The sequence below is a fragment of the Lactobacillus paragasseri genome (assembly GCF_003584685.1).
Classification (GTDB): Bacteria; Bacillota; Bacilli; order Lactobacillales; family Lactobacillaceae; genus Lactobacillus; species Lactobacillus paragasseri.
Map to the genome: position 1 here is coordinate 1,378,944 of NZ_AP018549.1, position 15,292 is coordinate 1,394,235.

At 34.5% G+C, this 15,292-nt stretch carries 14 protein-coding genes; 2 read left to right on the plus strand and 12 right to left on the minus strand.

Annotation, left to right across the window (positions count from 1 at the left end; genetic code table 11):
- Window positions 1–32: 32 nt before the first annotated feature.
- The 10 genes from pgsA to LpgJCM5343_RS06740 all read right to left on the minus strand — a co-directional run bounded on the left by pgsA (window position 33) and on the right by LpgJCM5343_RS06740 (window position 9,946).
- Complete coding sequence (gene pgsA / locus LpgJCM5343_RS06695; protein WP_003648425.1) at window positions 33–596, minus strand: CDP-diacylglycerol--glycerol-3-phosphate 3-phosphatidyltransferase; 564 nt, start codon at window positions 594–596, stop codon at window positions 33–35.
- Window positions 596–1,618, minus strand: coding sequence for a helix-turn-helix domain-containing protein (locus LpgJCM5343_RS06700; protein WP_101890833.1), 1,023 nt, complete (start codon window positions 1,616–1,618; stop codon window positions 596–598). Before LpgJCM5343_RS06700 ends, pgsA begins: the two co-directional genes overlap by 1 nt.
- Before the next feature lie 58 nt (window positions 1,619–1,676).
- Window positions 1,677–2,405, minus strand: a complete 729-nt coding sequence (ymfI, locus tag LpgJCM5343_RS06705) for an elongation factor P 5-aminopentanone reductase (protein WP_101890834.1) — start codon at window positions 2,403–2,405, stop codon at window positions 1,677–1,679.
- A complete protein-coding gene (locus LpgJCM5343_RS06710) occupies window positions 2,406–3,641 on the minus strand; it encodes a M16 family metallopeptidase (protein WP_101890835.1) in 1,236 nt (411 codons plus the stop codon).
- Window positions 3,638–4,852, minus strand: a complete 1,215-nt coding sequence (locus LpgJCM5343_RS06715; RefSeq protein ID WP_039156050.1) for a M16 family metallopeptidase — start codon at window positions 4,850–4,852, stop codon at window positions 3,638–3,640. Before LpgJCM5343_RS06715 ends, LpgJCM5343_RS06710 begins: the two co-directional genes overlap by 4 nt.
- 2 nt (window positions 4,853–4,854) lie before the next feature.
- Window positions 4,855–7,284, minus strand: coding sequence for an FtsK/SpoIIIE family DNA translocase (locus LpgJCM5343_RS06720; protein WP_101890836.1), 2,430 nt, complete (start codon window positions 7,282–7,284; stop codon window positions 4,855–4,857).
- A 21-nt stretch (window positions 7,285–7,305) separates the two neighbouring features.
- Entirely contained in the window at window positions 7,306–7,740 is a 435-nt protein-coding gene (locus tag LpgJCM5343_RS06725) for a DUF1149 family protein (RefSeq protein ID WP_003648419.1), read from the minus strand.
- Window position 7,741: 1 nt separating this feature from the next.
- Window positions 7,742–8,299, minus strand: a complete 558-nt coding sequence (locus tag LpgJCM5343_RS06730) for a tRNA (uridine(34)/cytosine(34)/5-carboxymethylaminomethyluridine(34)-2'-O)-methyltransferase TrmL (RefSeq protein ID WP_020806713.1) — start codon at window positions 8,297–8,299, stop codon at window positions 7,742–7,744.
- A 73-nt stretch (window positions 8,300–8,372) separates the two neighbouring features.
- Window positions 8,373–9,554 carry an AI-2E family transporter gene (locus LpgJCM5343_RS06735; RefSeq protein ID WP_101890837.1) on the minus strand — a complete coding sequence of 394 codons (1,182 nt, stop codon included), beginning with the start codon at window positions 9,552–9,554 and terminating at the stop codon, window positions 8,373–8,375.
- Between the two features lie 11 nt (window positions 9,555–9,565).
- Complete coding sequence (locus LpgJCM5343_RS06740; RefSeq protein ID WP_003648416.1) at window positions 9,566–9,946, minus strand: PTS glucitol/sorbitol transporter subunit IIA; 381 nt, start codon at window positions 9,944–9,946, stop codon at window positions 9,566–9,568.
- A gap of 132 nt (window positions 9,947–10,078) precedes the next feature.
- Here LpgJCM5343_RS06740 and LpgJCM5343_RS06745 point away from each other — a divergent pair, with 132 nt between their 5' ends.
- On the plus strand, window positions 10,079–11,101 hold the full coding sequence (locus LpgJCM5343_RS06745; RefSeq protein ID WP_101890838.1) for a lactonase family protein: 1,023 nt from the start codon (window positions 10,079–10,081) through the stop codon (window positions 11,099–11,101).
- A 91-nt stretch (window positions 11,102–11,192) separates the two neighbouring features.
- A complete protein-coding gene (locus tag LpgJCM5343_RS06750) occupies window positions 11,193–12,407 on the plus strand; it encodes a DUF2075 domain-containing protein (RefSeq protein ID WP_077959217.1) in 1,215 nt (404 codons plus the stop codon).
- Window positions 12,408–12,516: 109 nt separating this feature from the next.
- Here the strand turns inward: LpgJCM5343_RS06750 and LpgJCM5343_RS06755 are convergent, their stop codons facing one another.
- Entirely contained in the window at window positions 12,517–14,292 is a 1,776-nt protein-coding gene (locus LpgJCM5343_RS06755) for an oleate hydratase (protein WP_049161595.1), read from the minus strand.
- Between the two features lie 99 nt (window positions 14,293–14,391).
- Window positions 14,392–15,291, minus strand: coding sequence for an RluA family pseudouridine synthase (locus tag LpgJCM5343_RS06760; protein WP_003648412.1), 900 nt, complete (start codon window positions 15,289–15,291; stop codon window positions 14,392–14,394).
- Window position 15,292: the final 1 nt, after the last annotated feature.

Below are 15,292 nucleotides of genomic sequence, written 5' to 3' on the forward strand. Positions count from 1 at the left end.
AAAAAAAAGAAGCATTTCTGCTTCTTTTCATTTTAAATTTCACCTTTAAATACATCGCCACTTTGCTTAAAGTAATCATAACCTGAGTAAATTGTAAAGATTAAGCAAATATACAATAAAATGGTACCGATGCAGTAAACGTCACCAAGCAATAAGAAAATGATGGACAACATTTGCGTAGTTGTTTTAATCTTACCTGGCATTTTGGCAGCTAAAACTTGGCCTTTATTCTCAGCTAAAATCAAGCGTAAGCCAGTAACAGCCAATTCACGACAAACAATAATAGCCACTACCCACGCAGGTGCTAGATTTAAAGAAATTAAAAATACAAAAGCAGTCATTGTTAGCATCTTGTCTGCTAATGGGTCAGCAAATTTTCCAAAATTGGTTACCAAATTTCTTGAACGAGCGATATGACCATCTAAAAAGTCAGTTATTGATGCCACTGCAAAAATCACTGCAGCTAATACATGAGACCAGTAAATATGTGCACCTAAAACAATTGCACCACCAGCCGGCCAGTTAAAAATTAAAACTAGCATAAAAACTGGAATCATAAAAATTCTAAACATAGTTAATTTATTTGGTAAATTCATTAACGGTTACTTTGACCTCCATTATTTTGATTGGTATTCGTTTGCCCTTGAGTATTTTGAGTGTTTTGAGTGTTTTGAGTACCTTGTTGATTTTGCTGTGTCTGCGTATTCACATTATTCGTAGTAGTAGAACTTTGAGTAGTTGCGCTACTTTGTTGAGTACTAGTAGTTTGACTATTTTGTCCACTAAAAGTAAATCTGACAGTCATTGGTGAAGCAGGATTCGTTGAATTATGGACATTCACCTTCTTACCAGCTAAAGTCAAAGTAGTCGAAACGCTATTACCCATTTGCACAGAAACACTATTTACATTCTGCGGTAATTGAACTGAATGCTTACCGTTTGCCTTTAATGTTCCTTGCCAAACTGAAGAACCATTAACTAAAATTTGTGCCCAAACTTCATTCTTAGTGGTGCCTAAAGTTAAAGTACGGTCATCTTTCATCCCGCTAACACGATAACTATTATTACCTAAACTAGCAATTTTAACTTCTGAAGTCTTAGACTTTGGAGTTGATTTCTTCTTTGATGAAGTTTTAGATTTTGAAGATTTAATACGAGAAGAAGAAACAGTTACGTTCTCAGCTTGATTTGCTGATTGCTGATTAGTTCCAGTAAAGAAACGAGTATAAACAATATAAACTACCAAAATTACTAAAACAACACCAACTACGGTTGCAATCTGAGGTAGGTAACTACGCCACATTCCTTTACGACTATTTGTAGTTTCTTTAATTTTCTCACTTTTATTGTCGATGGAGTTTTCAACGTATTCCTCAGGCTTTGCTTCAGGAACCTCTGATTTATAGTCCGCTAATAGTTCTTTACCATTAAGACCAACCACATCGGCGAATTGTCTAATAAAGGCTCTAACATAAAAATCTCCTGGCAATTGATCAAAATCATTATTTTCGATTGCTGTAAGATATCTACGCTGAATCTTTGTTATTTTTTCAACATCTTCAATTGACATGCCCTTTGCCTTACGAGCACTGCGTAATTTATCTCCAATATCTGCCATAATATCCTCTCAACTTTTTGCAATAATTCAAATATGAGTATACCAAACTAATCAACCATTAAACAAGCCAGCCACCATCAACATAAATAGTTTGGCCAGTCAAATAGTCTGAACGTTTATCAAGTAAGTTTTCTACCCAAAAAACTATATCACTAGGTTCAGCTAATCTCCCTGCGGGAATTTCATTTTTTACTTCATTTAAAGTTTCTGCATCAAAAATTGCATTCATTGGTGTATCAACTGCCCCAGGAGCAATCACGTTTACCGTCAAATGAGCTGATGCGACTTCACGTGCATATCCTTGTGCAAAGCTAGATAAACCACCCTTACTGGCACTATATACGCTTTCTAACGCACCTGCTTGGCCGCCATATACCGAGCCAATGAAGATAATACGTCCATGTTTTCTTTTTAAAAGCTGTGATTCTAAAAGAGAAGTGATCTTTATTGGCACTAATAAATTAATTTGCATAATTTTTTCTATTTGAGTCAATTCTTGACTACCAAGGAATTGATAGTTAGTTATCCCTTGAGTGAAAATAGCCGCATTTAATGGTAAAAGGCTAGCGACTGTAGTTTTAATTACTTCATCTTCAGCCAAGAAATCTAACTTTAAAGGAAAGAATTCTTGACTTGGATATTTATCAATAAACTCTGCCACCATTTTTTCAGCTTCTTGACTGCTATGATTAAAGTGAATGTATAAAGACCAGCCTTTTGCAGCAAGCTGGGCTGCAATGGCCTTACCAATTCCTCCTGTTGCACCAAAAACTATTGCACGTTTCATTTAATCAGCTTCCTCTTTGCCTTTTAAAATTGTAGTAAATATATCACTTTTAGCTAAAATATTATCAATTGCTGTATAAAATTCATTAAAACTTAAGGATTGAATTACGTGAGCTGCAGTATTAAAGTCTTCATTTTCTAAACCATATTCAGCTTCTTCGATTGCAACTGTACTTAAATCATCAAATTCTCTAATCGTCTGTGCCAAGACCTCTTTCTTTTGGAATACGAATGCCTCTTTTGATATTGGAACTTCTAGTAGCTGATTTTTGGTATTTTCTAAAAATAAATCTGGCTTATTCGAAGCGCCAATAATCGTAGCAAAATTTCCTTCAGTAGTATAAGAAACTTGAAGCTCCATCGGAGAATTTAAAATTCCCTGCTTTTGCATTTCTTCAAACCAGGGACTGGTTACTCCCAACTTAGCTTGGAGCATCATTTCAAGAATTGTTTGTGCAGTACTATTTTTTAGACCAACTTTTTCAAAGTTAGGCAGCCTGATCCCTATACCAACGCGTGAAGTAGCTAGATCAGAATCAATAATGGTATTATGCTGTTTTTTTGGACTTACAAGAGTTAATTTTTTAGGAGCAACTTTTTTAGAAATTAAATATTTACTCTCAAGTTTCCCTACTTCACGCAGGACTTCTCTTGTTTGATTTTCGCTAAATCCACCACATGCGACAAATTCCATTCGACCACTAACATAATTATTATCATAAATTTCCTGTAAAATTTCTGGCGTCATCTTTTTTAAACTAGCTTTGGTTCCAGTTAAATCCTCCGCCAAATTTGTCTTAGGAAACATCATCTGCATCAGTTCATAATTTACTTGCCAATTCGGATCGTCTTGATACATCGCTAACTCTTGAGCAATGATCTTTGCCTCTTTTGTAACGTTGCTTTTAGTAAAATACGTTGTTCCTACTAATTCAAAAATCAGTGGCAACACTTGCCGCCAATGTTCAGTAAAACTAGCATAAAACATTGTTTCGTTATACGTAGTAAATGCATTAGTAGAAACACCAACTGCTTCAAATTGCTGCGATATATCACCATTCTTTTTGGCAAATAATTTATGTTCCAAAAAATGAGCTCCGCCACACAACTTCTGAGGATCACTTCCACCAAAATCCACAATAATTCCCATAAATTTTTGTGCAAATAATGGCCTTCTAATTACCTTTGCTCGAAATCCAGACTTATAATCTCTGGTAGTTACATCTAATTTTTTCATTTTAAACAATAGCTTTCATTAAAGTACAATTTTTGACTAAAGTCGATTAACTTATCTATTTTAAATTGCTCAACATCATTAATTCGTTGTACAAAAGTATAGTCGCGACCTCTTAAAGCATTTGCCAGCATTTGAATTAAAATTAAATCCTGTCGATCAGCACTTATTTGATAATTACGCTTCAAAGCAGCTTTAGCTTTATTAAAAACATCTTTGTCCACTTTTCCTTCTTGGACCGCCTTCACACCGTTTTTAATTGCCTTAGAAGCAACTGCAATCTTTTCTTTAGAAATTCCTGTGCTAATTAAAAAAAGTGAATTATTAACATAATTAGTTGCATCAATGGCATACGCTGCTCCTAATTTTTTTCTGACCTCAGTAAACAGCTTAGATGACTCATCCCCAGCAAGATATTCTCCTAAGAACAGACCTCCAAATTGTTTAAAATACACTGGCAAGGACTGATCATAACCATAACCAATTAAAAGCTGCGCTTGTTCACTCTTAAATTGTACTTCTTTTTCTACTGGATCTTCCGTAGTCGCTAAAGATAATGTTGGCACAACAAAATCATCAAAATAACCGGCCCAATCAATTCGATTTTGAACTAAATCAGTTAAACTATCAGGATCTTGTGCTTGTCCCAAACAAAAGGCAGGCGCATTTTTTAGTGTATTAAAAAATGACTTAATTTCTTCTAAGCTAGCATCTTTTAATGTCTTCTCATCGCCAAAAACACTATCTTGATAATTAGGTGTATTTCGATACCAAGTATTAAAAAAGCCGTTCAAAGCAAAGTTTGCAGGTAGTTCATAGTATTGTTTTCTTTCCTGTTCAAGCTGTCTTTTGGCTAGCTCTAATAACTGACCATCAAAAAGCGGCTCCTTTACCACCTTGAAAAAGGCATCCATTACTACTTGATAATTATAGTCTGGATCAAGAATTTCACGAGGCTCAACAAAATTTATAGTGTAAAAAACTACAATTTGATTTCCAAATACTTCAGGAAAAACTTGTAAACTCGCATTATATAGATTAGAAAAAGTCCTTGCCTGAATATTTATACCCGGAAAACTTTTACTAGCATTGCTCTGCATACAAGCTAAAATATTTGCCAAAGCCAATGTCTTCTTATCTAAAGGCAAACGCAAAAAACAGCCTAAAGTGGCTGTTTTAAATTTTAAATTATGGTCAATTCTAATATTCGTCATAATTACTGATCATCATCCTTTTCTGGTGGAATAAGTACTTGTCTCGGTTTAGATCCTTCCGAAGGTCCTACAATTCCCTTTGCTTCCATTGCATCCACAATTCTTGCTGCTCGATTATAACCAATTCTAAATCGACGCTGAAGCATCGATACGCTTGCTGACTGCTGTTTTCTGACTAAGGCTACCGCTTGATCATAGAACTCATCTTCAGGCTCATCTTCGCCATCAGTTTGATTTTCAGAATCATTCTTTGAAGGAATCATGTCTTCGTTATACACCGCTTCTTGCTGCTCTTTTACCCACGACACTATTTTTTCTACTTCATTTACAGAAATAAATGCTCCTTGAACACGCTCAGGCTTAGCTGCTCCAATTGGTAAGAAAAGCATATCTCCACGTCCTAAAAGCTTTTCAGCTCCAACTTGATCTAAAATAGTCCGTGAATCTACTCCACTAGAAACAGCAAATGAAATTCGAGATGGAACATTTGCCTTAATTAAACCTGTAATAACGTCGACACTTGGTCTTTGCGTTGCCAAAATCATGTGAATACCAGCCGCACGCGCCATTTGTGCTAAACGAACAATTGCGTCTTCTACATCATGACCAGCAACCATCATCAAATCGCTTAATTCATCTACAATTACTACAATATAAGGCAATTTTTCCATTACTGTATTAGTCTTATCGGCATTATTTTCAGCTACCTTTTGATTATATTCAGTAATATTGCGAACTCCCCCAGCTGCAAAAAGCTGATAACGTCTTTCCATTTCTTTAACAGTTTTACGTAAGGCATTTGTAGCTAGCTTTGCATCTGTAACAACTGGAATTAATAAATGAGGAATCCCATTATATACAGAAAGTTCAACCATCTTCGGATCAATTAAAACTAGCTTGACATCCTCTGGGTAAGACTTCATTAAAATACTAGTAATAATTGTATTAATTGCTACTGATTTACCAGACCCAGTAGAACCAGCAATTAATAAGTGCGGCATCTTGCGTAAATCTGCCGAGATTACTTTTCCTTCAACGTCTTTACCTAAAGGTACATCAAGTGAAATATCTTTTGCTTTTGAGTCTTGATGAAGCATTACGTCTTTAAAAGAAACAGCCGAGGTAGTTCGATTAGGCACTTCAATCCCAATTAATGGCTTTCCTGGGATTGGGGCTTCAATACGAATATCTTTAGCAGCCAAAGCTAAAGCTAGATCATCTGCTAAGTTTACAATCTTGCTTACCTTAACTCCCACTGCAGGCTGTACTTCATAACGAGTAACAGTTGGTCCTAAGACTGCTTTTTTGACAATAACATGTACACCAAAACTCTTAAAAGTAGATTCTAAAACTTCAGTATTTTTCTGAATTAAAGATTTATCTTGACTCTGATCAACGCTTTTTATCGGTGCTAACAAATTAATTGGAGGCTTCTGATAATTAGCATTTTTTGTTTGAGCGTGTTGCTTAGTCTCTAAATCACCATGATCAACATCCTGAAGTTCCTGCTTCATCTTTTGATCTTCTTCGGCATAAGAATGTGAAATTGGCAAATCATCAGTTAAATTATCTCCAACTTCTGTCTCTGACGCAGCTGTATTTTCTTGAGAAACCTCAATTGGAGGATCAAAATGAGGTGTTTCTTCAAGATCTTGAGTTTTATTTGAAATAGGTGCATCTTCCGTGAAATCAGCTGTACTTGGGAAAGTATCATCATGATTATCTAACGGATCCGTCAATTTTTCACGATTATTTAATTTTTCTTGCTTACTCTGCTCATGCTTTTCGACTAAATCATTATATTTATTCTTTAAAGCATCTCCAGCATCTTTATTTTTCTCAATTACTAATTGTGAGCCTTTTTGAAAACCAGATAGTAAAGTAGCAAACTTGACATTACAGATCATCAAGACCCCAACCAGCATCATTAGTAAAGATATTACTTCTGAACCTACGGTACCTAAAATTGGAAAAATAAGTTGATAAAACATACTTCCAATAAAGCCGCCACCAACTTTGGTCGTGATTTGAGCACGAGAAAATTCTTCACCAATTGATGTTAAAAAGGCGTTGACAAATCCTTGATGGATCATCATTTGATTGAAAACACGAGAACTTTCCCAAAGGAGTAAACCTAAATAAAAAATCCCTAATCCGCTTCCTCTTTTTAGGCCAAAACGAGGTGGCTGATTATAAATTACCATGACCAAACCAACTAAACCTAAAACAATACTAGCTAAATAGTGACTATCGCCAACAAAAAAGCGAATTAAGTTAATTAGTTGTTGACTAAACAAGCCGAAATGAACGCAACTTAAAACTGCTATTAAAACAAGTACGATTCCAGTGATGACCCATTCCATACTTTGCTTTTTCTTCTTAGTAGTTGTCTTTCTCTTTCTTTTTGTCCTGCGTTTTCGCTTTTTAGCCATCAAGACACCTTCTCAATCTTTTTACTTATCATCTTTGTCCTTTTGGTTGTCTCTGTTTAATTCGTTAAAGTTTGATTTAAAACTAAGGTTAACTGGATGATCTAAAGTTAATTGGGTAATTTCATAAGTTAAAGTTTCAATTTGTTCAACTAATGGTCTAGAGAGTAACTGGTAATCTGATGGTTCCAAATCAGTCCCATCGCCAAAATAATCAACAAATTGAACAACTCTCGTAATTACACCACTAACAGTAAAATCACCAGGTGCGGGAGAAACCTCGAATGGAACGGCAATTTCAAAATACTTACCAGTTTTCCCCTCATCTTGGCTACCATCATCTAAATCTTGGTAAACCTGTCTTAATGAAACATTAACTTCATTTTTTACCTTTTGTTCATCATTTAAATCATAATGAAAAGAACGAACAACAATTGGAGTCATATTTTTAAAATCCATTTTAATTCTCTCCTAAATTTCTTTCATAACGTTCAGGACGGTTGTAATTATCTTTTAACTTATCATTTTCATAATGATGGCTCGTTTCCATATTTGGAAAGCCTTGCTGTCTCAAAGCTTCTAAAAGGACCATTGCTACTGAATTTGATAAATTATAACAACGAATATTATCGGACATAGGGATTCTAAGATTACGATCATAATATTCTCGCATGAAAGTTTCTGGTAAACCAGTCGTTTCTTTTCCGAAAACGAAATAATAATCTTTATTAGGATCAGTATAGTCTACTTGAGCATAATTTTTTGAAGAAAATTTTGAAATTAAGTACATTTCATCATTTGGACCAAGAGTCTTTAAAAAGGCATCTAAGTCATCATGCATTCTAATATCAACTTTATCCCAATAATCTAATCCTGCACGTTTCATTTTTTTATTATCAATTTGAAAGCCGAGCGGTTCAATAAGATCTAAGACTGTATTCGTACCCGCACAAGTTCGAGCAATATTTCCCGTATTTGCAGGCATTAATGGCTCATAAAGTACAACGTGGTTTGTCATAAAAAAGCTCCTCTTGTAAAAAAACGTAGCACCTGTAATGAGGCAAGTACCACGTTTAATTTTCTACCTAATTCTACTCTTTAGACTTTAGATTTGCATCATCTGATTCCGATATCTCATCATAAAGAGTTGAAATCTTACGATAATAATTAAATAGTCTAGTCACAATAATCTTAATTACAGCATAGACTGGGATCGCAAAAATTACGCCCCATAAGCCGGCAACAGCGCTTGCGCCAATTAATAGCAAAATAGTAGTAACTGGATTCATGTTCATCTTATTCCCCATTACCAATGGCGAAATAACACGTCCCTCAAGCGTTTGTTCAATTGCAAAAACGATTAAAACCTTCACCAGCATCATGGGTGAGCTAATTAATCCCAAAATAATTGCTGGAATAAAGGCAATAAAGGTACCGAAATAAGGAATCATGTTTAGCACACCAGCTAGAACAGCTAATGTTATACCATAATTTAGGCCAATTACCGAATAGCCAATCGCAAACATCACTCCAACCCAGAAAGCAACTGTAATTTGTCCTCTAATATATGATGCTACAGCTCCATTAATATCACTAAGTAAACTTGAAAAACTAGGTTGTAATTTTTGCGGAGCGAATTTAGTCACATAAGGATTTAGACGATGACCATCTTTTAACATAAAGAATAAAACAAAAGGTGCTGTTAATAACGTCATAAAAATCATTGTAATAACATTAACAGCCGACGACAAATTACTCAAAGCTAAGTTAAAACTATCTTGACCAGTTTTAAACATCTTTGTCTGAGCATCAGAAATGACCTGATTGATTCCACTACGAACTCCATTTAAACGAGGATCGTGGATCATCTTTTCAAAGCCTCTTTGTGCATCTTGCCAATAAGCTGGCCAGTTCTTAATTAAAGAATCAGTTTGATGTTGAATAATTGGGATCAAAGTATTAATGATCCAAATTAATCCTCCCAAAACAATTACAAATAGCAAAATAATTGTAATTATACGTGGTACTTTTAGCTTCTTTTCCATCCAGTCAACAACTGGATCCATTAAGTAATATTGGATTGATGCAACCAAAACTGGTGGCAAAATTGCATTAAAAAATGTCCAAAAGGGATTTAACACAAAAGAAATTTGGTTAAACACCCAAATAATTAAGAAGAATAATAAAATATTAAGTAATACTATGCTAAAACGATTATTTAAAAACCATTTAACAAAAAAATTATTCTTCTGATGATGTTTTTCTACTTCCATAGCTTCCCCTCTTATCTATGTTCGTAGGTGATCCAGTCTCCCACTTTAAATTCAGGCATTTCTTCTTTTGGATCTTTATCTAAATAAATTGCATTAGTCATCGGCTTTTTCGGAACTTCATTAGTAAATACTAAAGTTGCATGTCCAATAGCCTGCATGTTCATTTGAACCATTGGACCAACGTACAAAGCTAAATAAGTAGTGCCGTCAATTGTAATTGAGTCGTCTTTTTTAAAAACAAACTTTTCAACTGGCGTTGCCTCATCAAATTTTTGTAAAACAGCAACATCTCGCAACTTATCAGTTGCTTTATTATCAAATAAAATTACGATATTATCATTTGGATCTAACGCTTCTGATCCAATAGCAGTAATTGTAGAATTCCACTTCATTTTTATCAACCTCTTTACTAAATTTTACCATATCACTTTGCCTAGCTGATAACACTTAATAACAATTGCCTATTCTAGCCAAAAGGTAGAGAATAAATATGTTACGGAAAGCTTTTATCAGGAGGTAAAACTATGAAAGTTTGGTTTGGTGGCTATACTAGCCATGACTCAAAAGGAATTTATACTGCTAATGTAGAAAAAAAAGAGGATGATATTAAACTAGTTGATGTTAAAAATATTGTTGAAATTGATCGTCCAACTTATTTTCAACTAGTTGGTGACTTATTATTTACCATTATTCAAAATGGTGACCAAAGTGGAATCGCTACTTACCGCATCAAAGATGGAAAAGCAAAACAGTTAGATACCTATTTCCATGAAGGAGCAGCACCTTGTTATATCAGTGTCGACTCACAAAAGCACTTAGTCTTTACTGCAAACTATCACTTAGCCACTATTAACGTTTTTTCTTACGATGAAAATGGAAAATTAACTTTTATTACTAACGATACACATGAAGGACATGGACCAAGAGCAGAACAAGATCAAGCCCACCCACATTTCTTTGATGAAACTCCAGCTGGTAATCTAGTTTCATGTGATCTAGGAATTGATGCCGTTGATTTTTATAAATTAGATGGAGATAAATTAAAACATTTAGCTCGCTATCAGATGGAAAACGGCTTTGGTACTCGCCACCTCGTCTTCTCACCTGATGGAAAAACTATGTATATTGTTGGTGAGTTATCAAGTCAAGTTAACGTTGCTCGTTTAAATGAAAATACTTGGAAATTTGAAGATGTTGCAACTTATAAGACTATCCCTGACGACTTCAGTGATCACAACGGCGCGGCAGCTATTAGAATTTCTAAAGATGGTAAGTTTATTTATATTTCTAATCGCGGTCATGATTCAATCACTGTCTTCAAAGTTCTAGACGATGGAAAACTAGAATTAGTACAAAGAATTTCCGTCTTTGGATCATTCCCACGCGACTTTAACTGGGACAAAGACGAAAAATATCTTGTAGTGGCTAACCAAAATACTAATAATGCCACCTTATACCGTCGTAATTCCGAAACAGGTAATCTAACACCTATCCAAAAAGATATTCCTGTGCCAGAAGCTACACGCGTTTTATTTGAAGAAGATTAGTCTTATAAATAGTTATCATAAATTATTAAAATTCTATTTTGCCATGATTTTCATGGCTTTTATTTTATCCTACTTAGAAGGCAAATTTTACATGCAAAATAATGCTACTGATAAACTTTCACCATTAAAAAAATTAACCACTGAGCAACAAGATTTAGTTAATCAAATTATTAATTTTACCAATCAACATCTTCAAAATAACTATCCCGCCATTTTTACTATTTATGGCGACGCTGGAACTGGAAAAAGCGTAGTTCTTTCTGCACTTTTTGATCAAATGCAAAAATTACGTCACGATAAGAATAGCAATTTTTATCAAACTAATAATTATTTTCTAGTAAATCATCCTGAAATTCTTAAGGTTTATAAACAAATTGCAGGTTCTCTTCCAGAATTACTAAAGAAAAATTTTCAAAGACCAACTAGCTTTATCAATCAACTAGATAAAAAACAAAAAAAGGCAGACATTGTCATTATTGATGAGGCACATTTACTTCTATCAAAGCCAGACCACTACAATAATTTTTATCATGATAATCAATTAGTTGAAGTTATTAAACGAAGTAAGGTAGTCATTCTAGTTTTTGATCCCTATCAAGTGCTTAAAATGAAGACACTTTGGACCAAGGACCGACTAGAAAAAATTACTCATTCTTATCCATATAAAAAATACTACTTAAAGCATCAATTTCGAATGAATGCTTCCTCAGATCTGATCGATTGGTTTAATTCTTTTACTGAAAATATGATTATCAAACCAATTCCAGATAATGCAACAAAGAATTATGACTTTCGTATTTTCGATGATGCAGAAAAAATGCGGAAAGAAATTGTCAAACGTAACAAAGAAGTTGGATTAAGCAGAATTCTTTCTACGTCTGGTTATCCTTCAACATTAGATGGTGGAAAACACTATATTCAAGAAGGAAAGTTTAAAATGCCATGGGATCAATATAATTACACCTCAACGCCTTGGGCAGAAATACCTGAAACAATTAATGAAGTTGGGTCAATATATACTTGCCAAGGTTTTGATCTAAATTACACAGGTATCATTATTGGACCACCAATTAGTCAGGTCCCTGGTCAAAATAAAATTCAAGTTAATTTAGATAAAATTACCGATATTGAAATGTTTAAAAAAAGAAAGGATTTGACCGATCCAACTGAAATTAAAAAGCTAGAAGAAAGAATGGTACTTAATTCTTTAAACGTACTTTTTAAACGAGGAATTATGGGAACTTATCTTTATGCACATGATCCTTTACTTAGAAAAACGCTAGTTTCGCTATTTAAAAATAAGTAAAATAAGTCAAAATAAGTAATAAATTATTACTTTCGACACAAAAAAGGTTACGGCTTCAAAGCGCCGTAACCTTTTTTCTTAATTCTCATTCAAATAAATTGTTACAATTTTAAATCAAGTTTGCTTCTTCAAGCAATTCCTCAATCCATGTTCCCTTAATCTTCTTCATCCCTGCTTTAACGGCAAGTTTTTCAGGAAGAGGCATTTCTTGATCTGCTAGCTTCTTCTTGTCAGCCATATAGTACATTGCACGGAGCAATTCACGAATATCATAGACAGAATCCCAAACTTCTGGAACTCCGCGGTCTACATTAAGTAAGGTGTAAACTGACTCCATCGCAGTTCTAACTGAATATTCAGTAGTAAAGACAGTATCTCTAGTAGGACTTTCAGCAAAGTTACCAATAAAGGCTAAATTCTTTGAACCTTCTGGTACAACTGCTGGACGGTCACCATCATGACGAGGCATGAAGTAACTAGTGATATAAGGCATATATACTGGAACAGTATTCATATTTTCTTCTGAAGAAAGTTCTTTAATTTCACTTTCTGGAACACCTAAGTGATACAGCATTTCTTCAGCAATTTCTTGTCCGGTACAGTCAACTACTTTTTTCTTAATATAATTTCCTTCAGTATCTGAATATAAAGCATAAATCCAAACTACGATTTCGTTTGGTTTTTGCGTTGGGAAGTGCGGTTGACGGTGGATAGTAAAGCTTAAGCCCCAGTTAGAATCAGTAACTGTGATAATACCACCAGTATTTACTTTGCCATCATACAAACTACGTTTAGTTAATCTTTCAAAGTAAGGTGCAACCTTTTTATTCTTCAAGGTTGTAGTTGCAGAAACAAACCATGATCTTTCTGGAAGATTTTCACTAAAGACATCAGGATGACCAAATGCTGGGTCTTGCTTAGCTAAGTTCTCCCATAATCTCCATGAACCACCTTTAGCATGAGTAATTGGTGCTGGCGTAGTTTGATTACCATAAGTTGAACTTTCAGTAATCGAACCGTTAGTCACAAAGACAAGATCATTTTCAGTTAAGTCGATATCTTCTTGCTTACCGTCTTTCTTCATAACAATCTTTTTAGCAACTTTTTCGTTACCTTCATGATCGACTAGCACGTTTTCAACTTGAACGCCGTACTCAAACTTAACGCCATGATCCTTTAAGTACTTAAGTAGTGGCTTTACCATCGAATCATATTGGTCATATTTGTTGAACTTCAAAGCAGTAAAGTCTGGCAAACCATCAATATGGTGAATAAACCGCATGCAGTAGCGTCTCATTTCTGCAAGAGAGTGCCACTTTTCAAAAGCAAACATTGTTGACCAATAAGTCCAGAAATTAGATTCAAAGAATTCTGGAGAGAACCATTCTTCAATAGTCTTTCCTTGAATTTCAGATTCCGGTGTCAAAACTAGTTTAACTATTTCACTAGCATGTGAACCTAGTTGATACAAACCATCAGTTGGCAATTCATTACCACGTTTATGAATTAAACGGCAATTTGATGAGTTCGGATCTTCTTTATCAAGCCAATAATACTCATCTAAATAGGATGCTCCTGGTATTCTCAATGAAGGAACAGAACGGTACATATCCCACATACATTCGAAGTGGTCTTCCATTTCACGACCACCACGAACTACAAAACCAGCATTAGGACGCTTAGTTCCGTCTAAAGAGCCCCCAGCAACATCTAATTCTTCTAAAATATGAATCTTGTCACCAGCCATTTTAGCATCTCTAACTAAGAAAAATGCTGTTGAAAGACCAGCTAATCCACTACCAATAATATAAGCAGATTTTTTATCTACATCTGCTGGCTTTTTTGTGTCTGCAAAAGCTTCATAATTTCCCTTTGAATAATACATACAAGTGATCCTCTTTTCTATATTAGGATAGTATTAACACTTCTTATATTCAATTCTATGTAAAGCGGTTACAATAGTCAATGTATTTGACTATTATATTTATAATTTATTACTTATTAGCCTTTGCCACAAACATTTCATATCCACTGGTTCTGAAATAGTAACCTCCTGCTTACGTTCCGAAAAAGGATCATCAAACTTAAGATAAAAGCAATTCAAAGCTTGTCGTTTAAAATTATCTTTAATCCCATACAAGGGATCACCAAACAAGGGATGGTCAAGATACTGCATGTGAACTCTAATTTGATGAGTTCGACCAGTTAATAACTGTAATTCAACTAAGCTTGCACCATTAACTTGGTCTAAAACACGGTATTTTGTAATTGAGCGTTGACCATTAGCTACTATTCCGCGTTTAACGCTGGCATCTAGTTTACCAATTGGCGCATCGATAATCCCTATTTCTTGTTCTTTACTAAAATTGCCATGCACAATTGCATGATATTTTTTAATAAAACAATCCTTCCCCATTTCGCTAAATCGAGCATGAGCAACTGCATTTTTTCCAACTAAAACTAACCCTGATGTATCACGATCAAGTCTTGTAATAACATGTGGCTTAAGATCTTTCTGCCCATTTTTCTGAAAATAATATAGCAATCTGTTAACTACTGCATCATTATCTTCATAGCGAGATGGGATTGACAAAACGCCAGCTTCTTTATTAATGACTAAATAATCATGCTGTTCAAGAACAATATTCAGCTGATTAGTAGATGGTTTTAGCCATTGATTTTTCTTCTCTTCACCTAAGATAAAGATTACTTCATCCCCTGAATGTAAAAGATAGCTAGTATAGCGGCGATGGTGATTTACCAAAATCATCCCACCATTATGCTGGCTATTAGTTAAAGCTCTTTTAGAAAAACCATTTCTTAACAAAAAACGCCCCAATTTTTGAGGTGTTTTATTTTCAAATTTTAATTTAAAATATTGCATA